The 24,481-nt window shown below is 74.6% G+C and carries 21 protein-coding genes, 1 tRNA gene and 1 pseudogene; 10 read left to right on the forward strand and 13 right to left on the reverse strand.

What is annotated here, in order from left to right; translation table 11 throughout:
- Positions 1-2: 2 nt before the first annotated feature.
- From ACYVHQ_RS10945 to ACYVHQ_RS10975, 7 genes are all read left to right on the forward strand, one after another.
- Positions 3-1,148 carry a DNA polymerase III subunit delta' gene (locus ACYVHQ_RS10945; protein WP_460512919.1) on the forward strand — a complete coding sequence of 382 codons (1,146 nt, stop codon included), beginning with the start codon at positions 3-5 and terminating at the stop codon, positions 1,146-1,148.
- A 14-nt stretch (positions 1,149-1,162) separates the two neighbouring features.
- Complete coding sequence (locus ACYVHQ_RS10950) at positions 1,163-1,840, forward strand: TetR/AcrR family transcriptional regulator (protein WP_460512921.1); 678 nt, start codon at positions 1,163-1,165, stop codon at positions 1,838-1,840.
- A 51-nt stretch (positions 1,841-1,891) separates the two neighbouring features.
- Positions 1,892-1,967, forward strand: a tRNA-Thr gene (locus tag ACYVHQ_RS10955).
- 126 nt (positions 1,968-2,093) lie between these two features.
- Positions 2,094-3,083, forward strand: a complete 990-nt coding sequence (locus ACYVHQ_RS10960) for a Gfo/Idh/MocA family protein (RefSeq protein WP_460512923.1) — start codon at positions 2,094-2,096, stop codon at positions 3,081-3,083.
- Positions 3,084-3,161: 78 nt separating this feature from the next.
- Positions 3,162-4,715, forward strand: a complete 1,554-nt coding sequence (gene dacB, locus ACYVHQ_RS10965; RefSeq protein ID WP_460512925.1) for a D-alanyl-D-alanine carboxypeptidase/D-alanyl-D-alanine endopeptidase — start codon at positions 3,162-3,164, stop codon at positions 4,713-4,715.
- A 58-nt stretch (positions 4,716-4,773) separates the two neighbouring features.
- The gene (locus ACYVHQ_RS10970; RefSeq protein ID WP_460512927.1) at positions 4,774-5,361 is read left to right on the forward strand and encodes an isochorismatase family protein; all 588 of its coding nucleotides are present in this window, start codon (positions 4,774-4,776) and stop codon (positions 5,359-5,361) included.
- Entirely contained in the window at positions 5,358-6,842 is a 1,485-nt protein-coding gene (locus ACYVHQ_RS10975) for an NAD-dependent succinate-semialdehyde dehydrogenase (RefSeq protein WP_460512930.1), read from the forward strand. Before ACYVHQ_RS10970 ends, ACYVHQ_RS10975 begins: the two co-directional genes overlap by 4 nt.
- Before the next feature lie 253 nt (positions 6,843-7,095).
- On the opposite strand, the gene ACYVHQ_RS10980 is transcribed toward ACYVHQ_RS10975, so the two are convergent.
- The 8 genes and pseudogenes from ACYVHQ_RS10980 to ACYVHQ_RS11015 form a co-directional block, all read right to left on the reverse strand.
- Positions 7,096-8,976, reverse strand: coding sequence for an ABC transporter ATP-binding protein (locus tag ACYVHQ_RS10980; protein ID WP_460512932.1), 1,881 nt, complete (start codon positions 8,974-8,976; stop codon positions 7,096-7,098).
- A 140-nt stretch (positions 8,977-9,116) separates the two neighbouring features.
- The gene (locus ACYVHQ_RS10985; RefSeq protein ID WP_460512934.1) at positions 9,117-10,463 is read right to left on the reverse strand and encodes an MFS transporter; all 1,347 of its coding nucleotides are present in this window, start codon (positions 10,461-10,463) and stop codon (positions 9,117-9,119) included.
- A gap of 187 nt (positions 10,464-10,650) precedes the next feature.
- Positions 10,651-11,268, reverse strand: a pseudogene (locus ACYVHQ_RS10990) (GTP cyclohydrolase II); the annotation flags it as partial.
- Between the two features lie 20 nt (positions 11,269-11,288).
- A complete protein-coding gene (gene ribD, locus ACYVHQ_RS10995) occupies positions 11,289-12,296 on the reverse strand; it encodes a bifunctional diaminohydroxyphosphoribosylaminopyrimidine deaminase/5-amino-6-(5-phosphoribosylamino)uracil reductase RibD (RefSeq protein WP_460513187.1) in 1,008 nt (335 codons plus the stop codon).
- 71 nt (positions 12,297-12,367) lie between these two features.
- Complete coding sequence (locus ACYVHQ_RS11000; RefSeq protein WP_460512936.1) at positions 12,368-13,021, reverse strand: GNAT family N-acetyltransferase; 654 nt, start codon at positions 13,019-13,021, stop codon at positions 12,368-12,370.
- Positions 13,022-13,023: 2 nt separating this feature from the next.
- Positions 13,024-14,055, reverse strand: a complete 1,032-nt coding sequence (trpS, locus tag ACYVHQ_RS11005) for a tryptophan--tRNA ligase (protein ID WP_460512938.1) — start codon at positions 14,053-14,055, stop codon at positions 13,024-13,026.
- Positions 14,056-14,081: 26 nt separating this feature from the next.
- Complete coding sequence (locus tag ACYVHQ_RS11010) at positions 14,082-14,927, reverse strand: exodeoxyribonuclease III (protein WP_460512940.1); 846 nt, start codon at positions 14,925-14,927, stop codon at positions 14,082-14,084.
- A 10-nt stretch (positions 14,928-14,937) separates the two neighbouring features.
- Positions 14,938-15,996, reverse strand: a complete 1,059-nt coding sequence (locus tag ACYVHQ_RS11015; protein WP_460512942.1) for a YihY/virulence factor BrkB family protein — start codon at positions 15,994-15,996, stop codon at positions 14,938-14,940.
- Between the two features lie 121 nt (positions 15,997-16,117).
- Between ACYVHQ_RS11015 and ptsP the strand changes: the two genes are divergently transcribed.
- From ptsP to ACYVHQ_RS11030, 3 genes are read left to right on the forward strand one after another with little or no spacing between them, the layout of a single operon-like run.
- Positions 16,118-17,767, forward strand: coding sequence for a phosphoenolpyruvate--protein phosphotransferase (gene ptsP, locus ACYVHQ_RS11020; protein ID WP_460512944.1), 1,650 nt, complete (start codon positions 16,118-16,120; stop codon positions 17,765-17,767).
- Between the two features lie 40 nt (positions 17,768-17,807).
- A complete protein-coding gene (locus ACYVHQ_RS11025; RefSeq protein ID WP_460512946.1) occupies positions 17,808-18,995 on the forward strand; it encodes a DUF6177 family protein in 1,188 nt (395 codons plus the stop codon).
- Entirely contained in the window at positions 18,985-19,332 is a 348-nt protein-coding gene (locus ACYVHQ_RS11030) for a hypothetical protein (RefSeq protein WP_460512948.1), read from the forward strand. The genes ACYVHQ_RS11025 and ACYVHQ_RS11030 overlap by 11 nt, the downstream gene beginning before the upstream one ends.
- A gap of 186 nt (positions 19,333-19,518) precedes the next feature.
- Here the strand turns inward: ACYVHQ_RS11030 and ACYVHQ_RS11035 are convergent, their stop codons facing one another.
- The 5 genes from ACYVHQ_RS11035 to ACYVHQ_RS11055 form a co-directional block, all read right to left on the reverse strand.
- Positions 19,519-20,274 (reverse strand): succinate dehydrogenase iron-sulfur subunit, encoded by a 756-nt coding sequence (locus tag ACYVHQ_RS11035; RefSeq protein ID WP_460512950.1) that lies wholly within the window; start codon positions 20,272-20,274, stop codon positions 19,519-19,521.
- 1 nt (position 20,275) lies between these two features.
- Positions 20,276-22,087 carry a succinate dehydrogenase flavoprotein subunit gene (gene sdhA / locus ACYVHQ_RS11040; protein WP_460512952.1) on the reverse strand — a complete coding sequence of 604 codons (1,812 nt, stop codon included), beginning with the start codon at positions 22,085-22,087 and terminating at the stop codon, positions 20,276-20,278.
- A 49-nt stretch (positions 22,088-22,136) separates the two neighbouring features.
- The gene (locus ACYVHQ_RS11045) at positions 22,137-22,583 is read right to left on the reverse strand and encodes a succinate dehydrogenase hydrophobic membrane anchor subunit (protein ID WP_460512954.1); all 447 of its coding nucleotides are present in this window, start codon (positions 22,581-22,583) and stop codon (positions 22,137-22,139) included.
- A gap of 4 nt (positions 22,584-22,587) precedes the next feature.
- Positions 22,588-23,064 (reverse strand): succinate dehydrogenase, cytochrome b556 subunit, encoded by a 477-nt coding sequence (sdhC, locus tag ACYVHQ_RS11050; RefSeq protein WP_460512956.1) that lies wholly within the window; start codon positions 23,062-23,064, stop codon positions 22,588-22,590.
- Between the two features lie 138 nt (positions 23,065-23,202).
- Positions 23,203-24,384, reverse strand: a complete 1,182-nt coding sequence (locus ACYVHQ_RS11055; RefSeq protein ID WP_460512958.1) for a glycosyltransferase family 4 protein — start codon at positions 24,382-24,384, stop codon at positions 23,203-23,205.
- Positions 24,385-24,481: the final 97 nt, after the last annotated feature.

Below are 24,481 nucleotides of genomic sequence, written 5' to 3' on the forward strand. Positions count from 1 at the left end.
CCGTGTCGGTCTGGGACGACCTCACCGGGCAGGCCGACGCCATCGCCGTGCTCCGGGCGGCCGCGTCGCGCGATCCCGACAATGCGGCCATGACGCACTCGTGGCTCATCACCGGACCGCCCGGCTCGGGTCGGTCCAACCTCGCCTACGCGTTCGCCTCGGCCCTGCTCGCGCGTCCCGGCGACGACGAGGCGACCGCGCGGCAGGTCGCAGCGCGCAGCCACCCCGACCTCGCCGTGCTCAGCACCGAGCGGGTCATCATCACGATCGACGAGGTGCGTCGCCTGGTGAGCTCGTCGCAGTTCTCGCCGTCGGTGGGGCGCTACCGGGTCGTCGTCATCGAGGACGCCGACCGCATGACGGAGCGCACCTCGAACCTCCTGCTCAAGGCGCTCGAGGAGCCGCCTCCCCGCACCGTGTGGATCCTCTGCGCGCCCAGCGAGGCCGACCTCATCCCGACCATCCGCTCGCGCGTGCGCAGCGTGCGGTTGCGGACCCCCAGCGTCGACGACGTGGCGCAGCTGCTCGTCGCGCGCAACGGCGTCGCCCCCGACCTGGCCGTCCTCGCGGCCCGGGAGGCCCAGAGCCACATCGGCATGGCGCTCCGCCTGGCCACGAACCCGGAGGCCCGTGCCCGCCGGGGCCGCACCCTCGGGACGGCCCTCGACATCCGCTCGGTGTCCGACGCGGTGCGCGCCGCCGCGACGCTCCTGGCCCTCGCCGGCGAGGACGCGAAGGCCATCACCGAGGAGCGCGACGCCCAGGAGCGCGAGCAGGCGCTCCGCTCGCTCGGCGTCGACCCGGGGGGCACCGTGCCGCCCGCCCTCCGCAGCCAGCTGCGCGCCCTCGAGGACGACCAGAAGCGACGCGCCACGCGCAGCCTCCGCGACGGGCTCGACCGCATCATGGTCGACCTGCAGTCGCTCTACCGCGACGTGCTCCTGCTGCAGCTGGGCGTCGACGGCGACCCCGTCAACGGCGCGATCCTCGACCGCCTCACGTCGGTGGCACGCGGGTCGACGCCCGCGGCGACCCTCACCGTGCTCGACGCCATCGCCACGGCCCGGCAGCGGGTCGAGGCGAACGTCGCCCCCGCGCTCGCCCTCGAGGCCATGCTCGTCGCGGTCAGCCGTCACGGACGCGCGTGAGACAGGATGGGCGCATGAGCGACGTGACGACCGTGCCCGGGCTGCGCGAACGGAAGCGGCTGGCCATGCGCCGGACGATCCAGGTGGCGGTGCTCACGCTCGTGCAGCAGCACGGCCTCGACGCCGTGACCGTCGACATGATCAGCCGTGCCGCCGACGTGTCGCCGCGCACGTTCTTCAACTACTTCGCGACGAAGGAGGACGCGGTCGTCGGCGACGCCCCCGAGCTGCCCGAGGGCCCCGAGCTCGAGCGCTTCGTGGCGGCGGGCGACGAGCCGCTGCTCGACGGCCTCGTGCACCTGCTCGACGAGGCCGTCGACCGGTCCGTGGTCGACCGCGAGCTCGTGCAGCTGCGCCGGGCCGTCCTCAAGGCCGACCCCGACCTCTTCGCCCGACGCGTCGCGAGCGTCCGGTCCTTCGAGGAGCGCCTGGGCGACCTCGTCCTGCGCCGCCTCGAGCGCGACGCCCAGGTGGGCGTCCGGCCCGACGGCGTGGGCGACGACGGGCCCGAGTCGGTCCGCAGCCACGCGCACCTCGTCACCCTGGTCGCCATGGCGACCCTCCGGCACGCCTGGTACGAGTGGGTCGACGACGACGAGGCGCACGAGGGCGACGAGGTCCGCTTCGGCCTCCGTGCCCGCCTCGACGCGAGCTTCGCGACGCTCGAGCGCCTGGTGCAGCGGCGCGCCTGAAGATCCGCTACAGTAGATGACTGTGCCTGAGGGTCTCGACCCACAGGCTCCGCCGCTTTAGCTCAGTCGGCAGAGCGTCTCACTCGTAATGAGAAGGTCTGGGGTTCGATTCCCCAAAGCGGCTCCATCCGACGCCCCGGTCCTCGAGACCGGGGCTTCGTCGTCCTCGGGGCTCAGCCGCTGCCGACGCTCCGGCCACCCCGGCTCCTTCGGGCGTCCGCCACCGCGCGCCCCCGTCCGGTAGACAGGACCCATGACGATCCGATGGGGAATCCTCGGCGCCGGCGGCATCGCCCGGGCCTTCACCTCCGACCTGCGCGGCGCCGGCCTGCCCGTGACCGCCGTCGGCTCGCGCGACGCCGACCGCGCCCGCGCCTTCGCGGCCGACACCGGCCTGGAGGGCATCGCGACGCACGGCAGCTACGAGGACCTCGTCGCCGACGAGTCCGTCGACGCGGTCTACGTGGCGACCCCGCACCCCTTCCACGCCGAGAACGCGCTGCTCGCGATCGCGGCGGGCAAGCACGTGCTCGTCGAGAAGTCGTTCACGGTCACGGCGGACGAGGCGAGCCGCGTGGTCGAGGCGGGACGGGCCTCCGGCGTGGCCGTGCTCGAGGCCATGTGGACCCGCTACCTGCCGCAGAGCGTCCGGCTGCGCGAGCTCGTGCGCGACGGGGCCATCGGCGATGTGCGCCTGCTCACCGCCCAGCACCTGCAGGCGCTGCCGACCGACCCGCGGCACCGCCTCAACGACCCCGCCCTGGGCGGTGGCGCCCTGCTCGACCTCGGCGTCTACCCCGTGTCGTTCGCGCACGACCTGCTGGGCGTGCCCAGCGAGGTGCGGGGCAGCGCGGTGCTCAGCGACCAGGGCGTCGACGCGCGCATCGCGGGTCAGCTGTCGTACGCCTCGGGCGCGACCGCGCAGCTCTTCGCCGCGCTCGACACGGCCGGCGACGACGTCGCCGTGCTGCACGGCACCGAGGGGCGCATCGAGGTCGACGCGACGTTCTACGCGCCCGGCGGCTTCACGGTGCGCGACCTCGACGGCGGCGTCGTCGAGCGCTTCGACGCCGAGGACGACGGCCTGCGCGGCATGCACCACCAGGCCCTCGAGCTGCAGCGCGTCGTCGAGGCGGGCGAGCTCGAGAGCCCCCTGCTGCCCGGTGACGAGATCGTGGCCGTCATGGCGACCATGGACGAGCTGCGGCGCCAGGTGGGCGTGCGGTACGACGCCGACGCCTGAGGCGCGAGGTCCGTCGGAGGGGCAGGAGGCCCCCGGCCGGGGGTGACCGAGCGGTCTGCGTCTCGTACGATGGTCGCCGTGGACGAGCAGCCGGACGACCCCCGCGACACCGCCCCTGCCGGTGGGGCCGATCCGGCTGACGGCCACGCCGACCCCGCCGCTCGTCGTCCCCGCTCGTCCCGCCGCGCGTCGCTCGCGACGGCCCTGCGCCGCCACCCCCGCGCGACGCTCGTGACGGCGGGCGCGCTCGCGTTCGCCCTGCTCGGCTCGGGCGCCGTCGCGGCGGGCGCCGCCTCCGTCGGTCCCGTGGCCCCGACGGCCGCGAGCGCAGGAGGCCCTCCCGAGCCCGCCCCGACCGTCACCGTGACGACGACCCCCGAGGCCGCCCCGACCGAGGCGCCCCCGCGGGCGGTCCCGGCCGAGGTCCCCGCCCCGACGCGCCTGCGCACCTGCTCGGTGGCCGCGGCGGCCGCCGACCCGCGCCTGGGGCAGTTCGAGGGCTCGGTGGTCGACGCGGCCACCGGCGAGGTGCTCTTCGACCGGGCGGGCTCGACGCCCGCCCGCACGGGCAGCGTCCTCAAGACGCTCACGAGCGCGGTGGCGCTCTCGGTGCTCGGTCCCGACCACCGGCTCACGACGACCGTCACGGGCGACGCGGCCACGGGGTCGATCGCCCTGGTCGGCGGCGGCGACGCCACCCTCAGCGCGGGAGGCGGCAGCGTCTACCCGGGCGCACCCACCCTCTCCGACCTCGCCGGTCAGGTGAAGGCCTCGCTGGGCGACCGCCCGGTCACCGCGATCACGCTCGACGCCACCGCCTGGAGCACCGCCGACAAGTGGCACCCGAGCTGGGCGCGCAGCGAGCAGACGATCGGGTACCACTCCGAGGTCACGGCCCTGCAGGTCGACGGGGACCGGGCCACGCCGACCGCCCAGACGAGCCCGCGCAGCACCGACCCCGTGGGTCGGGCCGGGGAGGCCTTCCGGCGCGCGCTCGTCGCGGCCGGCGTGCCCGGTGCCGCGTCCGCACCGATGAGCCAGGGCGCGTCGACCAGCAGCACCGTGCTCGGCAGTGTGTCGTCCCAGCCGGTCTCGTCGCTCGTGGCGACCCTCCTGCCGACGAGCGACAACACGCTCGCCGAGATGCTGGCGCGAGCCTCGTCGCGGGCGGCCGGCGCCGACGGGTCGGCCGCGTCCCTCACGGGCGTGTACCGCCAGGCGCTCGGCCCGGCCTACGGCCTGTCGGTCGACGACATCACGATCGTCGACGGATCGGGGCTCAGCGAGGACAACGCGGTGCCCGCGACGACCGTCGCGAAGCTCATGGTCCAGGTCGGGGCGCGCCAGCAGTCGCTGGGCGTCGTGCTCGACGCCCTGCCCGTCTCGGGCCGCAGCGGCACCCTGGCCTCGCGCTTCACGGGGCCCAACGCCGTCGCCGCGGGGGCGGTCCGCGCCAAGACCGGCTGGATCGACACGGCCTACACGCTCGCGGGCACGATCGACGCCCAGGACGGCACGCGGCTCACCTTCGCCTTCTACGCCATCGGGGACGTCCGCGACAGCGCGCGGGCCGCCCTCGACACGCTCACGACCGCCGTCTGGTCCTGCGGAGGCGACCTCACCACGACGTGATCCCCAGGCGGCGCGTGCGCTGATCGCGGCCGGGACCGCCGAGGGGCAGGATGGAGCCATGACCAGGGCACTCCTCATCATCGACGTCCAGGCCGACTTCACCGAGGGCGGGGCGCTCGGCGTGGAGGGCGGCCACCGCGTCGCCGCGGCGATCACGGAGCACGTGCGGGCCTCGCCGGGTCGCTACGACCTCGTCGTCGCCAGCCGTGACCGGCACCACGGCGACGACGACAACGGCGGGCACTTCTCCGCCGAGCCCGACTTCGTCGACACCTGGCCGGTGCACTGCGTCGACGGCACCCCCGGTGCCGACTACGACCCCGGCCTCGACGCGTCGCTCGTCGACGTGCACGTGGGCAAGGGCCAGGGCGTGCCGGCCTACTCGCTGTTCGAGGGCACGACGGACGACGGCCGGCCCGCCGCCGAGGTCCTCGCCGAGCACGGCGTGACCGACGTCGACGTGGTCGGCATCGCCACCGACCACTGCGTGCGGGCCTCCACCCTCGACGCGCTGCGTGCCGGCCTGCGCGTCCGGGTCCTCGACGACCTCGTCGCGGGCGTCGCCCCCGGCCCGAGCGCGGCCGCCCTCGACGAGGTGCGCGCCGCAGGAGGCTCGGTCGCCCCGTCCGCCGAGGTCCGGTCGTGAGCGCGGCCACCGCCGCCGACCGGCAGCGCGTGCTGGCGGCCGTGCCCACCGGGCTGTTCGTCGGCGGGTCCTGGCGGCCGGCGAGCGACGGGGGCACCTTCGACGTGCACGACCCGGCGACGGGGGAGGTGCTCGTGGCCGTCGCCGACGCGACCCCGGAGGACGGCCTCCTGGCCCTCGACGCGGCCGTGGCCGCCCAGGCCGCCTGGGCGGCGACGTCGCCGCGCGACCGCTCCGACGTGCTGCGCCGGGCGTTCGACCTGCTGCGCGAGAGGGCCGACGACCTGGCCCTGCTCATGACGCTCGAGATGGGCAAGCCCCTCGCCGAGTCCCGGGGCGAGCTCACCTACGGCAGCGAGTTCGTGCGCTGGTTCTCGGAGGAGGCCGTGCGGATCACCGGCCGCTACGGCACCAACCCCGAGGGCACCGGGCGCACCACGGTGCTGCACCGGCCGGTCGGGCCGTGCCTGCTGATCACCCCGTGGAACTTCCCCCTCGCGATGGCCACCCGCAAGATCGCGCCCGCCCTCGCCGCCGGCTGCACGGTCGTCGTCAAGCCCGCCGAGCAGACGCCGCTGACGACCCTCGCGTTCGCCGCGATCCTCGCCGAGGCCGGTGTGCCCGACGGCGTCGTGCAGGTGCTGCCCACGACGCGCGCGGCCGACGTGACGGGGCCCCTGATCGACGACCCGCGCCTCCGGAAGCTCAGCTTCACCGGGTCGACGCCGGTCGGGTCGCAGCTGCTCGCGCAGGCGGCCCGGCACGTGCTGCGCACCTCGATGGAGCTCGGCGGCAACGCCCCGTTCCTCGTCTTCGAGGACGCCGACCTCGACGCCGCCGTGACGGGCGCGCTGCAGGCGAAGTTCCGCAACGTGGGGCAGGCGTGCACGGCAGCCAACCGGTTCTTCGTCCACGAGTCGGTGGTCGACGCCTTCGTCGACCGGGTCGCCGACGCGGTGCGGAGCTACCGCGTCGGGCCGGGCACCGAGGCAGGCGTCGACATCGGGCCGCTCATCGACGAGCGTGCCGTCGACAAGGCCGCCGCCCTCGTCGACGACGCCGTCGAGCGCGGCGCCGAGGTCGTCGTGGGCGGCGAGCGGCTCGAGGGTCCCGGCACGTGGTTCGCGCCCACCGTGCTCCGGGACGTGGCGCCCGGCAGCGAGATCCTGCGGACCGAGATCTTCGGTCCCGTGCTCACGGTCGTGCCGTTCTGCACCGAGGACGACGCGGTGCGGTTCGCGAACGACACCGAGTACGGCCTCGTCGCCTACGCGTTCACCCGCGACCGGGCCCGCGGACAGCGGCTGGCGGAACGGCTCGAGACGGGCATGCTCGGGCTCGACGTCGGGGTCGTCTCGAACGCCTCGGCACCGTTCGGCGGGGTCAAGGAGTCCGGGCTCGGCCGCGAGGGCGGCTCCGAGGGCATCCACGAGTACCTCGAGACGACCTACGTGATGACGCCCGACCCGTTCGGCGCCTGACCGAGCGCCTCTCCGGGGCGAACTGGTCGGATGTCGGGGACGCCGTCGGGGGGGCGGTGTCTCCGTCCGGCGGGTCGGCCAGCCGGGGCTCCGCGTCTCGCGGACACCGTCAGGCGGACGCTGTCCACGATCGGCGGGTCGACCAGACCGTGCTCCGCGTGTCGTGGACACCCCGAGAGAGGGTCGGGCCCGGGCCGGCCCGGGCCGGCCCGGGCCAGCCGGGCCAGCGGGCCCGGGCGGGCCGGACCCTCGCTCAGACCAGCAGCTGGTGCTTCGCCAGGTCGCGGTAGAGCGGCACCGTCTCGACGAGCTCGGAGTGCGTGCCCTGCCCGACGACGCGGCCGCCCTCGACGACGACGATGCGGTCGCTGTCGACGACCGTCGAGAGACGGTGGGCGATGACGATGAGCGTGCGGCCCTCGGCGACCGCGTCGAGGGCGCCGCGGAGGCGCTGCTCGTTGAGCCCGTCGAGGCTCGACGTCGACTCGTCGAGCAGGAGGATCGGCGGGGCGGACAGCAGCGTCCGCGCGATGGCGAGGCGCTGGCGCTCCCCGCCGGAGAGCATGACGCCGTCCTCGCCGACCTGCGCGTCGAGGCCCTCGTCGCCGCGCTCGAGCACGGCCGTGAGGTTCACGGCCTCGAGCACCCGGCGGCAGTCGTCGTCGGTGGCGTCGGGCGAGCCCAGCACGAGGTTGTCGCGGATCGTCCCCGCGAGCACGGGGGCGTCCTGTTCGACGTACCCGATCTGCGCGCGCAGCGCCTCGCGGTCGAGGGCCCGCACGTCGGTGCCGCCGACCCGCACGACGCCCGAGTCGGGGTCGTAGAAGCGTTCGACGAGGGCGAGCAGCGTGCTCTTGCCGGCGCCGGACGGGCCGACGAGGGCCGTGCGCCGGCCCCGCGGCGCCGAGAACGACAGACCGCGCAGCACCGTGAGGTCGTCGTCGGCGGCCGCGACCGCCTCGGGGTCGAGCGTCGAGGCGGACGCCCCCTTCGGGTAGCTGAAGCGCACGGCGTCGAACTGCACGGCCGCGTCGGGGTCGACGGTGCCGGGCGCGGCGTCGGCGACCGACCGGGCGATGACGTCGTCGCGATCGGCCTCGGCGGGGAGGTCGAGGATCTCCTGGATGCGGCCGAGGGCGCCGAGCGCCTGGTTGACGCTGAGCACGGCGCCGAGCGCCTGGCCGAGCGGCATGACCATGAGGAACAGGAACAGCACGAACGACACGAGCTCGGCGACGGTGATGGTGCCGCTCGCGACGCGGAAGCCGCCCACGCCGAGCACGACGAGGAACGACGCCTGCATGGCGATGTTCGAGACGGGCACGACGAGGGCCGAGATGCGCGCCACGTCGAGGCCGCGACGGTACGCGCCCTCGACGTCGCGGTCGACGGCCGCGATCTCGCGGTCGGTGGCGCCCGCGGCCCGGATGGTGCGGACGGAGCTGATGGCGCGTTCCACCGCGGCGGTGAGGTCGCCGACCTTCTCCTGTGCGCGACGGCTCGCGACGCGGATGCGCCCGCTGAGCACGACGACCACGACGACCGAGATCGCGACGACGAGCACGGTGAGCCCCAGCAGCACCGGGTCGATGAGCGCCATGCCGACGATCGCGCCCACGAGCGTCAGGGTGCCGCCGACGGCCTCGACGAGCCCCTGCGTGAGCACGGCCCGCAGCAGCGTGGTGTCGCTGCCCACGCGCGAGACGAGGTCGCCCGTGCGGCGCACGTCGAACTGGCCCACCGGCAGGTGCAGGATGCGCGCCACGAGGCGCCGCCGGCTGCTGAGCACGACGCCCTCGCCGGTGCGCTGCAGCAGGTAGTGCTGGAACCCGCTGAGCAGGCCCGAGACGACGACCAGGCCGACGAGCGCCCACACCAGGATCCCGAGCCCGCGGCCCGCCTCGACGAACGAGATGACCTGGCTGACGAGGAGGGGCTGGGCCAGGGCGGCGGCGGCGCCGAGCACGCTCAGCACGAGGATGAGCACCATGACGCCACGGCGCTCGGTGAGGTAGGGGAGCAGCTGCCCGAACGTGGCGCGGGGCCCCTCGGGGGCCGCGCGGCCGCCACGGCGACGGCGGGCGGGTCGGGTCGTGCTCTCGTCGGTGCCTGCTGCTCCGGTCGTCGTGCTCATGGTGCCTCTCGTGCGGACGGCGGCGATCGGGGGGACCGCCGAGAGCACCGTACTTCGTCTCGCCGTGCAGGACCTCCTGCACGCCCCGACCCGCCCTCGGCGGTGCCGAGGGCGGGTCGGGGGAGGAGGGGACGGGCGGGTCAGCCCACGCGCTCGTAGTCGCGGTCGCGCGTCTCACGGCTCAGCAGCAGTGCGACGAGGGTGATCGCCGCCATGCTCGAGAGGTAGAGGCCCACGAGCCAGGTGCTGCCGCCCGCGGACTGCCACAGCCAGACCGCGATGAACGGGGCGACGGCCGCACCGAGGATGCTCGCGACGTTGTAGCTGATCGCCGAGCCCGTGTACCGCACGTTGGTCGGGAACAGCTCCGGCAGCACCGCGCCCATCGGGCCGAAGGTGAGTCCCATGAGGGTGAAGCCGATGACGAGCAGCACCTGCGCACCGACCACGCCGGCGCCGAACAGCGGGGCGAAGCAGAAGCCGAACACCAGGATCGCCGCGGTCACGACGATCAGCGTCGCCCGGCGCCCGAAGCGCTCGGCGAGCGGGCCCGAGACGAGCGTGAAGATGCCGAAGAACACGACGCCGAAGATGAGCATCCACAGGAACTGCGAGCGCTCGATGCCCAGGCCCGGGGTGGGGCCGCCCGTCTCGGCCGTGCCGTAGGTGAGCGTGAACGTCGTCATGAGGTAGAAGAGCGTGTACGTCGCCAGCATGATGAACGTGCCGAGGACCAGCGGCTGCCAGCTCGTGCGGAACACCCGCGCGAGGGGCAGCTTCGCCACGGAGCCCGAGTCGACGACCTTCTGGAACGCGGGCGTCTCGATGAGCTTGAAGCGCACGTAGAGGCCGATGACGACGAGCAGGGCGCTGAAGAGGAACGGCACGCGCCAGCCCCAGGCGAGGAACGCCTCCTCGCTGAGCGTGCTGTTGAGCACCACGAACACGACGTTCGCGACGATGAACCCGATGGGGGCGCCGAGCTGCGGGAAGGTGCCGTAGATCGCGCGGCGGCCCTTCGGGGCGTTCTCCGTCGCGAGCAGGGCGGCGCCGCTCCACTCGCCGCCGAGCCCGAGGCCCTGGCAGAAGCGGAGCACCACGAGGATCGCCGGTGCGGCCACCGACCAGCCGGGCGTCGTGCCCGCCGGGATGCAGCCGATGAGGACCGTCGCGATGCCCATCGTGAGCAGCGAGGCCACGAGGGTGCCCTTGCGGCCGATGCGGTCGCCGAAGTGGCCGAAGACGATCGAGCCGACCGGTCGGGCGATGAAGGCGACGCCGAAGACGGCGAACGAGGCGAGCCGGGCGACGGCCGGGTCGTCGTTGGCGAAGAAGATGGTCGGGAAGACCAGGACCGCGGCGGTCGCGTAGACGTAGAAGTCGTAGAACTCGATCGAGGTGCCGATGAGGCTCGCGAGCACGACGCGCGAGCGCTTGTTCACGGCGGGTGGGCCGTCGGTCGACGGAACGGTGGTGCTGGTGGACATGCGGGAGGGCTCCCTGACGAGGACGAGGCGCCGGCGGCGTCGACGAGGAGCGCGGTGGTACGGCGCTGCGACTCGGAGCGGAGGAGCGGGCGGACGGTCGTCGCGCGCCCCGGTGCCGGGCACGACCTCGGTGAGGTCGCGCGGGTGGTGGCCGCTCGTGACGGCCGTCGCCCATCGTAGCGCGGGGTCAGAGCGGGTCGGTCGCGCCCCCCGGCAGGTGGTGGCCCATGCGGTCGCGCTTGACGGCGAGGTACGCGGCGGCGTCCTCGCCGACGGGCACCACGAGGGGCACGAGCGCGTCGACGACGATGCCGTGGGCCTCGAGCTGCCGGCGCTTCTCGGGGTTGTTGCTGAGCAGGCGCACGGAGGGCACGCCGAGGTCGCGGAGCACGTCGGCCGCGGCGCCGTACTCGCGGGCGTCCGCGGGCAGGCCCAGGGCGAGGTTGGCGTCGAGGGTGTCGAGGCCGTCCTCCTGCAGGCGGTACGCCCGGAGCTTGGCGACGAGCCCGATGCCCCGGCCCTCCTGTCCGCGCAGGTACACCACCACGCCGCCGTGCTCCTGCACGGCCGCGAGGGCGGCGTCGAGCTGCGGTCCGCACTCGCACTTCAGCGAGCCGAACGCCTCGCCCGTGAGGCACTCCGAGTGCACGCGCACGAGGGCGCCGGGCCCCGGCGGGGTGCCGTCGGGCGCGTCGGCGACGAGGGCGACGTGGTCCGCCGCCGTGACGAGGTCCCGGTAGGCGCGCACGCGGAACCGGCCGTGCCGCGTCGGCACGGTGGTCTCGATCTCCGCGACCACCTGCGAGGGCGTGGCGCCGGGCCCCGTCACCGGTCGCCTCCGCCCTCGGTGCCGACGGCGCGCGCGGTGAGCACCAGGTCGTCGCCCAGCCGCTCGACGCTCGTGGTGCGCAGGCGGCGCTGCTCGCCGATCGTGCCGACGCCCAGGTCGTCGAGGGCCGTGCGCGGCCCGCCGAGCAGCGTCGGGGCGAGGTAGACGAGGTAGTCGTCGACGAGGCCGCGTCGCACGGCCTCGCTGGCCACCGTCGGCCCGCCCTCGACGAGGACGCTGCGCACGTCGCGCCGCCAGAGGTCGTCGAGCACGGCCTCGAGGTCGCGCGTGCCGGTCTCGACCAGGCCTCGCGGGTGACGTCGGAGGGCGGCGTCGGCGGGCACCGGGCGGCGCCCGACGACGACCGGCAGCGGCTGCACGGGCTGCAGCTCGCCGGCGTCGCCCCGCACGGTGAGGGACGGGTCGTCGTCGAGCACGGTGCCCGTGCCCACGAGGATCGCGTCGTGGGCGGCCCGCTGCTCGTGGACGTGCTGCCGGGCGGCGGCACCGGTGATCCACCGGCTCGTGCCGTCGGCCGCGGCGGTGCGGCCGTCGAGGCTCGAGGCCCACTTCAGCGTGACGAAGGGGCGTCGGCGGCGCACGGCGACGAGCCAGCGGCGCAGGAACTCCTCGCCCTCGTCGCGGAGCAGTCCGCCCTCGACGTCGACGCCCGCGCGTCGGAGCCGCGTGGCGCCTCCTGAGGAGGCGTCCCCGGGGTCGTCGACCGCGTGCACGACGCGGGCGACGCCGGCCGCGACGAGCGCGTCGGCGCACGGTCCCGTGCGCCCCGTGTGGGCGCAGGGCTCGAGCGTCACGACCGCGGTGAGGCCCTCGGCCGAGCCGGCGAGGGCGGCGAGGGCCGCGACCTCGGCGTGCGGCGTGCCCGCGCCGCGGTGCCAGCCCTCGGCGGCGACGGTCCCGTCGGGGCGCAGCAGGACGCAGCCGACCCGGGGGTTCACGCCCGTCACCGGTCCCGCTGCGGCCAGGACGAGGGCCCGCCGCATGGCGGCCTCCTCGACGGCGGCGCGTCCGGGGGTGGTCGGCGAGCCCGGGGACGAGGGCGGATCGGTGCGGGTCACGGTTCCTCCGGTCGGGACGGTCGGGAGTCGGAGTCGGAGTCGGGGTCGACGGCGTCGGGGGCCGTCGTGCGGGAGCCGGGGGAGTCGTCGCCGACGGCCGGCCACCCGGCGCGGGGCGAGCGGTCGTCGCCCGGCAGGAGGCGCGCGCGCCAGCAGAGCGGGTGCGGCCCGCTCCGCTCGCGCCCGGGGTGCAGGCCGGGGCCGACGCCCTGGTAGGTGAAGCCGCAGCGCCGGGCGACGGCGGCGGAGGCGTCGTTGCCGACGTAGCCCTCCCAGGTGACGGCCTCGGCGCCCTCGGCGAAGGCGTGGTCGCAGACCCGGTGCAGCGCCGCGGTGACGAGCCCGCGGCCCCGTGCGGCCGGCGTCAGCCAGAAGCCCACGTCGGAGTGCCGCGGGCGCCAGCTGATGACGCCGAGCAGCTCGCTCGACCCCGGGCCGCGGATGCCCCAGGTCAGCTCGCGGCCCGTCGCCCATCCCGGGGCGACGACCTGCTCGAGGAACCGTCGGGCCTCCGTGCGGTCGTAGGGGACCGGGACGGTCGTGAAGCGCTGCACCTCGCGGTCGGAGCAGGCCGTCACGATCGCCTCGACGTCGGCCGGCCCGGGCACCTCGAGGCGCACGCGCGGGGCGTCGAGCACGAAGGGGAGCACGGTCAGGCCTTGCGGACGAACCCGATGCGGTCGTACACGGTCGCGATGGTCCGCTCGGCGATCTCCGCCGCCCGGTCGGCGTTCGCGGCGAGCAGCCGGTCCAGCTCGGCGGGGTCGTCGAGCAGCTCCAGGGTGCGCTCGCGCACCGGGGCGAAGGTCTCGACGACGGCCTCGGCGACGTCGCGCTTGAGGTCGCCGTAGCCCTGGCCGGCGTAGGACTCCTCGAGCTGGGCGACGGGCGTGCCGCCGAAGGCGGAGAGGATCGTGAGCAGGTTGGAGACGCCCGGCTTCGCGCCGCGGTCGAAGCGGATCTCGCGCTCGGCGTCGGTGACGGCCGACTTGACCTTCTTCGCCGTGCGGGAGGGCTCGTCGAGCAGCCAGACGATGCCCGCGTCGCTCGCGGCCGACTTGCTCATCTTCGAGGACGGGTCCTGGAGGTCGTAGATGCGGGCCGTCTCGCGCAGGATGGTCGCCTCGGGCACCACGAAGGTGGTCCCGTACCGGCTGTTGAAGCGGGCGGCGAGGTCGCGCGTGAGCTCGACGTGCTGCTTCTGGTCGTCGCCGACCGGGACGCTCTCGGCCTGGTAGAGCAGGATGTCGGCGGCCATGAGCGTCGGGTAGGCGAAGAGGCCCAGCGAGGCCGCCTCGGTGCCCTGCTTCGCCGCCTTGTCCTTGAACTGCGTCATGCGGCTGGCCTCGCCGAAGCCGGTCAGGGTGTTGAGCACCCAGGCGAGCTGGGCGTGGGCCGGGACGTGCGACTGCACGAAGAGCGTGGAGCGCTCGGGGTCGATGCCGGCCGCGATGTACTGGGCGGCGGTGCGCCGGGTCTGCTCGCGCAGCGTCGCAGGGTCTTGCGGGACGGTGATGGCGTGCAGGTCGACGACGCAGAAGAGGGCGTCGTGCGTCGTCTGCAGCTCGCGCCACTGCAGGAGCGCACCGACGTAGTTGCCGGCGTGGAGCGAGTCGGCGCTGGGCTGCATGCCCGAGAAGAGGCGGGGGCGGCGGTCGCCGTCGGCGGGCGGTGTGCTGGTCATGGGGGTCCTTCGGGGGGCGGTGCGGATCAGAGGTCGTAGTCGACGACGACGGGGGCGTGGTCGGACCAGCGCTGGTCGTAGGCGGCCGCCCGGTCGACGACGTAGGACGTCGCCCTGTCGGCCAGCGCGGGCGTGGCCATCTGGTAGTCGATGCGCCAGCCGGAGTCGTTGTCGAAGGCCTGGCCGCGCCAGGACCACCACGTGTAGGGGCCGGGCACCTCGCCCGCGGACCGACGCCCGACGTCGACCCAGCCGAGGCCCTGGCCGCGGCTGCCGTCGGCGCCCTCGACCTCGGTGCCGGCCTCTCCGAGGAAGCGGTCGAAGTAGGCGCGCTCGCGGGGGAGGAACCCGGCACGCTTGACGTTGCCCTTCCAGTTCTTGATGTCGAGCTCGCGGTGGCCGACGTTGAGGTCGCCGGTCACGACGGCCAGCTCGGCGTGCTCGGCGAGGCGCGGCAGCCGCTCGGCCATGGCGTCGAGGAACCGCCACTTCTCGTCCTGCTTGGGGGTGTCGACCTCGCCCGAGTGCACGTAGGTGCTCACGACGGTCACCCGCCGGCCGGCCACCTCGTAGTCGGCCTCGAGCCAGCGCCCGGCGCTGTCGAAGTCGTCGGGGCCCAGCTCGACGCGGTGCCCGGTCGGGGCGACGCGGCTCGCGACGGCCACGCCCGCGCGGCCCTTGGCCGTCGCCGGGTCGTGCAGGACGGTCCACCCCGGACCGAGCAGGCCCTCGAGGTCGTCGGTGCTCGCGCGCACCTCTTGCAGCGTGAGCACGTCGACGTCGCGCTCGGCGAGCCAGTCGCCCATGCCCTTGCGGAAGGCGGCGCGGACGCCGTTGACGTTGACCGTGGCGAGACGCAGTCGGGTACCCATGCCGACGAGCCTACCGGCGGCCACCGTCCCGCTCCTCGCCCGCCGCGGCGTCCGGGGCGCGGCGCCCGAGGCGCGCCCGCAGGCCCTCGGCCGCCCCGGCCACGACCCGCCGGGCGCGAGCCCAGGGCGTCCGGGCGGCGGCCTCCGCCGCGCGCCGGGCCTCCTCCTCGCGCCGCAGCCGCTCGGCCTCCTGCACGGGGTCGGCGAGGACGCCCACGTCGTCCATGCCGATGGCGATCCAGGCCGCGCCCAGCAGCAGCACCTGGCAGAGCAGCTGCAGCACCACGAGCAGGCCGATGACGGCCGCGAACGAGGCGACGAGGGGGTTGGACCCCGCCGCGCCGAGCACGAGGCCGCCCGCGAGCTTGAGCAGCTCGACCGCGGCCGCGCCGAGCAGGGCGCCCGCGAGCAACCGGCGGCGGGGCACGTGCAGCCCGGCCAGGACCCGATAGAGGGCCACCAGGACGGCCGTGTCGAGCACGAAGAGCACGCCCGCGACGACGAGGCGGAGCAGCACGCGCGCGGCGAGGGAGCCGCCGTCGACGCCCAGCGCGCCCAGCACGGTGCTGGTCGCGGTCGTGCTCACGAGCGAGACGATCGCCGACGCGAGGACCGCGACGCCGAAGGCCAGGGCGAGGGCGAGGTCGCGGAGCACGAGGTGCACGAAGGGCGTCGCGGGCGCGGGGGCCCGGAACATGGTGCGCACCGCGGTGCGCGTGCTCCCGAGCAGCACGACGGCCGAGCCGAGGAGGCCGAGGCCGGCGACGGCGCCCGTCCAGCCGAAGACGCTCGCGTCGAGCAGGAGGTCCGGGTCGACGACGCCCGTGCCGTCCGGGGCCTCGACCAGGCCGGGCACCGACGACCGCACCAGCTCGACGAGCTGCTCACGCAGCACGGCGTCGCCCGACACGACGACGCCGGCCACCGAGAAGCCCACCCAGAGCGCGGCGAAGAGGGCGAAGAGGGCCTGGTACGTCAGCCCGCCCGCGAGCAGGGGACCGGAGGCGCCCACGTACCTCCCCAGGGTCCGCACGGGCCTCGTCCCCGCCACCCGTGCCAGCGTCGCCATGCTCCCAGGGTAGGCGGACGCGCGGTCGGGGGCCGTCCGGCCCGCTCGCGTACGATGACGGACGACCACGGGGCGGCCGAGCCGACCGCACCCGCCGAGGTCGTGAGCGAAGAGGTGGCACGTGGCACTACAGGGCGTTGGAGTCGGACGTGGAGCGGCCGTCGGACCGGTCCTGAAGATGCCCGATGCGCTGCCCGAGCCGGGCACCGACCCCCGCACCGCGGAGGCGGCGGACGAGCACGCGGCCGTCGTCGCCGCGCTCCGCGCCGTCGCCGACGACCTCACGGCGCGGGGCGAGCGCGCCGGCGGCGAGGCGAAGGACGTCCTCGACGCCCAGGCGCTCATGGCCCAGGACCCGTCGCTCGTCGAGGACGTCGAGCAGCGCATCCAGGGCGGTCGCACGGGCGAGCGCGCCGTGCACGAGGCCTTCACGGCGTTCCAGGAGATGCTCCTCGGCCTCGGCGGCTACATGGCCGAGCGCGCCACCGACCTGGGCGACGTCGCCCAGCGCGTCATCGCCGCCCTCCGCGGCGTCCCGGCGCCCGGCGTCCCCGAGAGCGACGAGCCCTTCGTGCTCGTCGCGCCGGACCTCGCCCCGGCCGACACCGCCCTGCTCGACCTCGACAAGGTGCTCGCCCTCGTCACGCGCGACGGCGGCCCCACCTCGCACACCGCGATCCTGGCCCGCAGCCGTTCCATCCCCGCGATCGTCGGCGTCACCGGGGCCCTCGACCTCGCTGACGGCACGGTCGTCGTCGCCGACGCCGCCACGGGCGTCGTCACCGTCGACCCCGACGAGGCCGAGGTCGCCGAGGTCCGTCAGCGCATCGCCGACCGTGCGGCCGCCTCCGCGGCCCCGCTCTCCGACGGCGTCCTCGCCGACGGCACGAGCGTGCCCCTGCTGGCCAACCTGGGCTCGCCCGACGAGGCGGCGGGCGCGGTCGCGCTCGGCGCCGAGGGCGTCGGCCTGTTCCGCACGGAGTTCCTCTTCCTCGGCGCGTCGACGGCGCCCACCGTCGAGCAGCAGACCGCGAGCTACACGGCCCTGCTCGAGGCGTTCCCCGGCAAGAAGGTCGTCGTGCGCGCCCTCGACGCCGGAGCCGACAAGCCGCTCGCGTTCCTCAACGACGCCCACGAGGAGAACCCGGCCCTGGGGCTCCGCGGCCTGCGCGCCCTGCGGGCGAAGGAGGAGATCCTCCGCGACCAGCTGACGGCGCTCGCCGCGGCCCAGGCGGCCACCACCGCCGACCTCTGGGTCATGGCGCCCATGGTCAGCGACGCGGCCGAGACGGCCTATTTCGTCGAGCTGGGGCGCGAGCTCGGGCTGCGCACGGTGGGCGTCATGGCCGAGGTGCCCTCCCTCGCCCTCGTCGCCGACCAGGTGCTCGAGTCGGCCGACTTCGTGAGCATCGGCACGAACGACCTCACCCAGTACACGATGGCGGCGGACCGCATGCTCGGGTCGGTCGCGTCCTACCAGGACCCGTGGCACCCCGCCGTGCTCCGTCTCGTCCGGGCCCTCGGTGCCGCGGGCGCGACCGCGGGCAAGCCCGTGGGCATCTGCGGCGAGGCGGCGGCCGACCCGCTGCTCGCCGTGGTGCTCGTCGGCCTCGGCGCGACGACCCTGTCGATGACCCCGGCGGCCCTCGCCGACGTGCGGCTCGAGCTGTCGCGGCACACCCGCGAGCAGGCCGTCGCGCTCGCCGAGGCGGCCGTGGCGGCGACGACGGCGGCCGGTGCGCGCGAGGCGGCGCAGGCCGCCTCGGCCTGACCCCCGGTCACGCCGGGCCTCCGGGGAGCAGACTCGACAGGTGGGCACACCAATCCGACACCCGCTGGTCGACGCGGTCACGCCGCGGGTCGTCCGGGTCGACGGACGAGCCCGCGTGGTCCGGCTGAGCCGTCCCTTCGCCGAGGTGCTGGCGAGACCGGCGCGCGGCAGGAGGGTCGTGCTCGTCACCGACGAGGGCTCGCGGCTCACCGTCGGGCTCCGTGCCGCGCTCGTCGCCGCGGGGGGCGTCTGGGCCGTGACCGACGGCACGGGGGCCCTGCGCGACGGCCTCACCGGCGCGCCGTACGCCGACGTGGACGCCGCGGCGCTGCCCGTCGAGCAGCAGCCCCGGGGGACCGCCGCGCCCGTCGTCGCCGACGCCCAGGGCACGACGGCGCAGCTCACGGTCGATCTCACCGTCCTGCACCGGGCCTCCCACGACACCAGCCTGGGCGGCCCCGTCGAGGCGCTCGCGGCCTCCATCGGCGACGCGGTCCCCACGCGCTGGGGCGAGTCGGAGCCGCTGCAGCACCGCTGGGACCGCTGGGTGCTGACCCAGCACGCGCGGCACGCCGCGCCCGAGACCGTGCGCGTCGTCGTGGAGGGCGACCGCTTGTCGGCGACCATCACGGCGCGGGTCACCGAGCACGGCATCGAGGAGACCACGTCGCTCACCGTCGAGGTGCTCGCGGGCGAGGATGGCGCCCCCGACCTCGACGCCGCCTCGGAGCGGCTCACCGACGCCCTCGCGCAGCTCGCCCGGACCTCGTTGCCCACCTTCGCGCTCGTCGTCGCCCGCGAGGGCGAACCGGACCGCTCCGTGCGGGCCGTGACCTACCCGCCGCCCAATCCGCTGGCCCTGCTCATCGGCGCCCCGAGCGTCAAGCGGCTCGGCCTCGAGGCGTCGGGGCTCGACGCCGACCGTCCCGTGGTCGTCGTGGGCCGGCCGCGCCTGCCCGGGTTCGTGGTGCCGCTCGGCGACTCCGCGACCTCCGGCTGGACCGCCCTGCACCGCACCCTGGACGCGGTCGGTCCCGAGCGCATGTCGACGCTGGTCGCGCCGCCGCTGCTGCAGGCCTGGGAGGACGACCTGCGCGAGTTCGACCTCCTGCACGAGAGCGAGCTGCCGGGCGAGCCCGGTGCCGAGCGCCCCGAGGCCGACGACGGCACGGTCGCCGCCGACACGACCGACGACGACGACGAGGACGGTGCCCCCGGTGCCCCGTGAGATCACGATCCTGAGCCCCGGGGAGCCCGACGCCCTCGACCTGGCGGTCGCGGCGCGGGGCGTCGACGACGCGTTCGGCGTGCGCGAGATCGACGGGGGCGACGCCCTCCAGGTCTTCGACGCCTCCGGCAGCTCGGTGCTGACCGTCTACGGCGCCCGTCGGCTCGACGTCGAAGGCGAGATCGAGCGCCTCCTGCCCGACCCTCCCGCCGTGCGCCTGCCCGTGTTCTGGATCGACGCCGTGGCGCCGCTCGACGACGTCGGCGAGGGCGGCGTCGGCGTCGCGCTGCGCCTCGCGCTCGCGCTCGACGCGACCTGCATCGTCGAGGACGACTAGCCGACGCTCACGCGGCTCACGCGGCTCACGCGGCTCACGCGGCTCACGCGGCTCACGCGGCTCACGCGGCTCACGCGGCTCACGCGGCGCACCGGGAACGACGGAGGGCGCCGACCCCGAGGTCGACGCCCTCCGCAGGACGTGCCGTGCGCCGTCCGAGCGCGCGGACCGCGACGGCAGGAGGCCCTAGGGCCGGCCGCGCAGGACGGCCTGCTTGACCTCGGCGATGGCCTGCGTGACCTGGATGCCACGGGGGCAGGCGTCGGTGCAGTTGAAGGTCGTGCGGCAGCGCCAGACGCCCTCCTTGTCGTTGAGGATGTCCAGCCGCACCTGGGCCTGGTCGTCGCGCGAGTCGAAGATGAAGCGGTGCGCGTTGACGATGGCGGCGGGGCCGAAGTACTGGCCGTCGGTCCAGAACACCGGGCAGCTGGACGTGCACGCGGCGCAGAGGATGCACTTCGTGGTGTCGTCGAAGCGGGCGCGCTCCTCGACGGACTGCAGGCGCTCCTTGTCGGGCTTCGACGAGGCCTGCAGGAACGGCTGGATGTCGCGGTACGACTGGAAGAAGGGCTCCATGTCGACGACGAGGTCCTTCTCGAGCGGCAGGCCCTTGATGGCCTCGACGTAGATGGGCTGCGTCAGGTCGAGGTCCTTGATGAGGGTCTTGCAGGCCAGGCGGTTGCGGCCGTTGATGCGCATGGCGTCGGACCCGCAGATGCCGTGCGCGCAGGAGCGCCGGAAGGTGAGCGAGCCGTCCTGCTCCCACTTGATCTGGTGCAGCGCGTCGAGGACGCGGTCCGTGGGGAGGACCTGCACGTCGAAGTCCTGCCAGCGCGGCTCGTCGTCGAGGTCCGGGTCGAAGCGGCGGACGATGAGGGTGGCGGTGAAGCGCTGGACGGCCTCGGCGGCGGCCGGCTTCTTCTCGTCGAGGACTGCGGTCATCTCAGTACTTCCGTTCCATCGGCTGGTAGTTCGTGATCACGACGGGCTTCGTGTCGAGCCGGATGTGGTCCCCGGCGAGGGAGGAGTGGGCGTCGCCCGTGAGGTAGGCCATGGTGTGCACGAGCCAGTTCTCGTCGTCGCGCGTCGGGTAGTCCTCGCGGAAGTGCCCGCCGCGGCTCTCCTGGCGGGAGCGCGCCGAGTAGACGACGACCTCGGCGAGGTCGAGCAGGAACCCGAGCTCGATGGCCTCGAGCAGGTCGGTGTTGAACCGCTTGCCCTTGTCCTGGATCGAGATGTGGCGGTAGCGCTCGCGCAGGTCGGCGATGACGCGCGTGACCTCGTCGAGGGTCTCCTCCGTGCGGAACACCTGGGCGTTCTCGTCCATGCTGTCCTGGAGCTCCTTGCGGAGCACGGCGATGCGCTCGGTGCCGGAGGCGGAGCGCACCTCGTCGACCATGCCGCGGACGAAGCCGGCCGGGTCGTCGGGCAGCGGCACGAAGTCGGCCGTCCTGGCGTACTCGACGGCGTTGTCGCCGGCGCGCTTGCCGAAGACGTTGATGTCGAGCAGCGAGTTCGTGCCGAGGCGGTTCGAGCCGTGCACGCTCACGCAGGCGCACTCGCCCGCCGCGTACAGGCCGGGGACGACCGTGTCGTTGTCGCGGAGCACCTCGGCCTTGACGTTGGTGGGGATGCCCCCCATGGCGTAGTGGGCCGTGGGCAGCACGGGCACGGGCTCGGTGTACGGCTCGACGCCGAGGTAGGTGCGCGCGAACTCGGTGATGTCGGGCAACTTGGCGTCGATGACCTCGGGGGAGAGGTGCGTGATGTCGAGGTAGACGTAGTCCTTCTCGGGGCCCGCGCCCCGACCCTCGCGGATCTCGGTGCGCATGCAGCGGGCGACGATGTCGCGCGGGGCGAGGTCCTTGATGGTGGGCGCGTAGCGCTCCATGAAGCGCTCGCCCTCGCTGTTGCGGAGGATCGCGCCCTCGCCGCGCGCGGCCTCGGAGAGCAGGATGCCCAGCCCGGCCAGGCCGGTCGGGTGGAACTGGAAGAACTCCATGTCCTCGAGCGGCAGGCCCTTGCGCCAGATGATGCCGACGCCGTCGCCGGTCAGCGTGTGGGCGTTCGAGGTCGTCTTGTAGACCTTGCCGAAACCACCGGTGGCGAACACGACCGACTTGGCCTGGAAGACGTGCAGCTCGCCCGTGGACAGCTCGAGGGCCACGACGCCCGCCGGGCGCTGCTCGCCGTCGACCTCGCCCATGACGAGGTCGAGCACGTAGAACTCGTTGAAGAAGTTGATGCCGAGGCGGACGCAGTTCTGGTACAGCGTCTGCAGGATCATGTGGCCCGTGCGGTCGGCGGCGTAGCAGGCGCGGCGCACGGGGTTCTTGCCGTGCTCGGCGGTGTGCCCGCCGAAGCGGCGCTGGTCGATCTTGCCGTCGGGCGTGCGGTTGAAGGGCAGGCCCATGTTCTCGAGGTCGATGACCGCGTCGATGGCTTCCTTCGCGAGGATCTCGGCGGCGTCCTGGTCGACGAGGTAGTCGCCGCCCTTGACGGTGTCGAAGGTGTGCCACTCCCAGTTGTCGTCCTCGACGTTCGCGAGGGCCGCGGCCATGCCGCCCTGGGCCGCGCCCGTGTGCGAGCGCGTCGGGTAGAGCTTCGAGATGACCGCGGTGGACGCGCCGGGGCCGGCCTGGATGGCGGCCCGCATGCCCGCGCCTCCTGCACCCACGATGACCACGTCGTGCTGGTGGTAGTGGACGCCGTCGACGACGGTGCTGCCTGCGGAGGGGGAGGGAGGAGGAGTCACGGTGCTTTCCGGTGGTGGGAGGGGCTCGGGGACGGCGGGTCGGCGAGCGTCAGGCGCTGCAGAACGACGGCAGCAGGTCGGCGGGGGCGCCGGCGGGGCACGGGTCGAAGGTCCAGACGACGAGCGTGCCGAGCAGCAGCAGCACGGCGCTGGAGACGACGAGCGCTCCGAGCAGGACGCGGCGGACCGTCGGCGCCGCGACGTAGTCGTTGACGATCGTGCGCATGCCGTTCGAGCCGTGGACCAGCGCGAGCCAGAGCAGCAGGGTGTCGTAGACCTGCCAGAACGGGCTGGCCCACTTGCCGGCCACGAAGCCGAAGTCGATGGCCTTGACGCCGCCCTCGCCCGCGATGAGGTTGATGAAGAGGTGGCCGAAGACGAGCACGACGAGCACGAGCCCGCTGGCGCGCATGTAGATCCAGCCCCACTTCTCCCAGTTGGTGCTGCGGCGGGCCTTCTGGGCCGAGCGGGGGGCCTCGACGGTCTGGGTGGTCATGGCGCTACTCCGAGAAGATGTTCATGAGGTGGCGGGGGGCGAAGCCGATCATGAGCACGGCCCAGACGGCGAGGACGACCCAGAACATGACCTTCTGGTACTTGGTGCCGAGGCTCCAGAAGTCGATGAGGATGATGCGCACGCCGTTGAGCGCGTGGAACCCGATGGCCGCGACGAGGCCGAGCTCGCCGATGCCCATGACGGGGTTCTTGTACGTGCCGATGACGGCGTTGTAGGCCTCGGGGCTCACGCGCACGAGGGCCGTGTCGAGGATGTGCACCAGCAGGAAGAAGTAGATCGAGACGCCCGTGATGCGGTGCAGCACCCAGGACCACATGCCCTCGCGGCCGCGGTAGAGCGTGCCGGCGAAGCGCTCCGGCTTGTCGGCGCCGCGGGGCGGGGTCGCACGGGGCGACGGCGTCGTGCCGACGGTCGTCGCACCCCCGGGCGGCACGGTCGTGCTCGTCGTCTGCTCGGCCATGAGCGACCCTCCTCGAGGATGGGGCGGCACCGGGCCGTGGGCTCGTGGTGCGAGCCAGGGACCGCCGTGTCCGCCGGATGCGTTCTCAGAACCCCCTCAGTCTACGGACGGGCGGGGCGCCCCGCCGCTGAGGCGTGCCTAACTGTCTCGACGTCGAGCGACGAGCGCGGCCGTCCAGGCCTCCCCGAGCGGGGTCGCCGCGACCGGTGCGCGGCGGGCGAGGACGGTGCCGTAGTGGCCCAGCAGCTCGTCCCCGACCTTCTCCCAGGTGCGGCCGACGACGGCGCGCCGACCGGCCTCGCCCAGGCGCGCGCGGAGCTCGGGCTCGCGCACGAGCCGACGCACGGCCCGGCGCAGGGAGTGGTCGTGCCGGGGGTCGAAGAGGAACCCGTCCTCGCCGTGCCGCACGAGGTCGAGGGGGCCGCCCGCGGCGGGGGCGACGACCGGGGTGCCGCTCGCGTGCGCCTCCTGCAGGGTCTGGCCGAACGTCTCGGTCGTGCCCGTGTGCACGAAGACGTCGAGCGAGGCGTAGGCCCGGGCGAGCTCGTCGCCGTGCAGCGGACCGGTGAACACCGCGCCGAGCGGTCGCAGCCGACGGCGCAGGGCCGCCTCCGCCGGGCCGCCGCCGACGACCACGAGGCGGATGCCGTCGACGCTCGCCAGCGCCGCGAGGCGGTGGACCTCCTTCTCGGGGGCGAGGCGCCCGACGTAGCCGACGACGACCTCGCCCCCGGGTGCGACGCGCTGCCGGAACGCGGCGACGCGCTCGTCGAAGCGGTGGTTCGGGTGGTAGCGGACCGCGTCGACCCCGCGGCCCCACAGGGACACGCGGGGCACGCCCGCCGCGGCGAGGTCGCGCTGCGTCGCGGTGCTCGGCGCGAGCGTGAGGTCGGCGCCCTCGTGGATGCGGCGCAGGACCTTCCAGACGAGCTTCTCGCCGACGCCAAGCCCGTTGCGGACGGCGTAGCGGGCGACGTCCGTCTGGAAGACCGCGACCGTGGGCAGGCCGAGGCGTCCGGCGGCGGCGAGGGCACCGGCCCCGAGGACGAACGGCGAGGCGACGTGCACGACGTCGGGGGCGATCCCGGCGAGGACGGGCTGCAGGTGCGGGCCGGGCAGGCCCACGGGGAACTCCCGCCAGCGGGCGGCGGGGACCCGGTGCACCGGGAAGCCGGCGACCCGGTCGGGGCCGCGGCCGGCCGGTGCGACCACGACGGCGTCGTGCCCCCGCAGCGCCAGGTGGTCGAGCACGCGCAGCACGCTCGTGGTCACGCCGTTGACGGTGGGCAGGAAGCTCTCGGTCACGACGGCCACGCGCATGTGCTCTCCTCGGCTCGGTGCTGCCGAGCCTCACGCCCGGCGGTGAACGGCCGGAGGCCCGCCCGGCGTCGCCGCGGTGACGGTCGCGTGAACGGGG

The sequence above is a fragment of the Frigoribacterium salinisoli genome, from assembly GCF_054781095.1.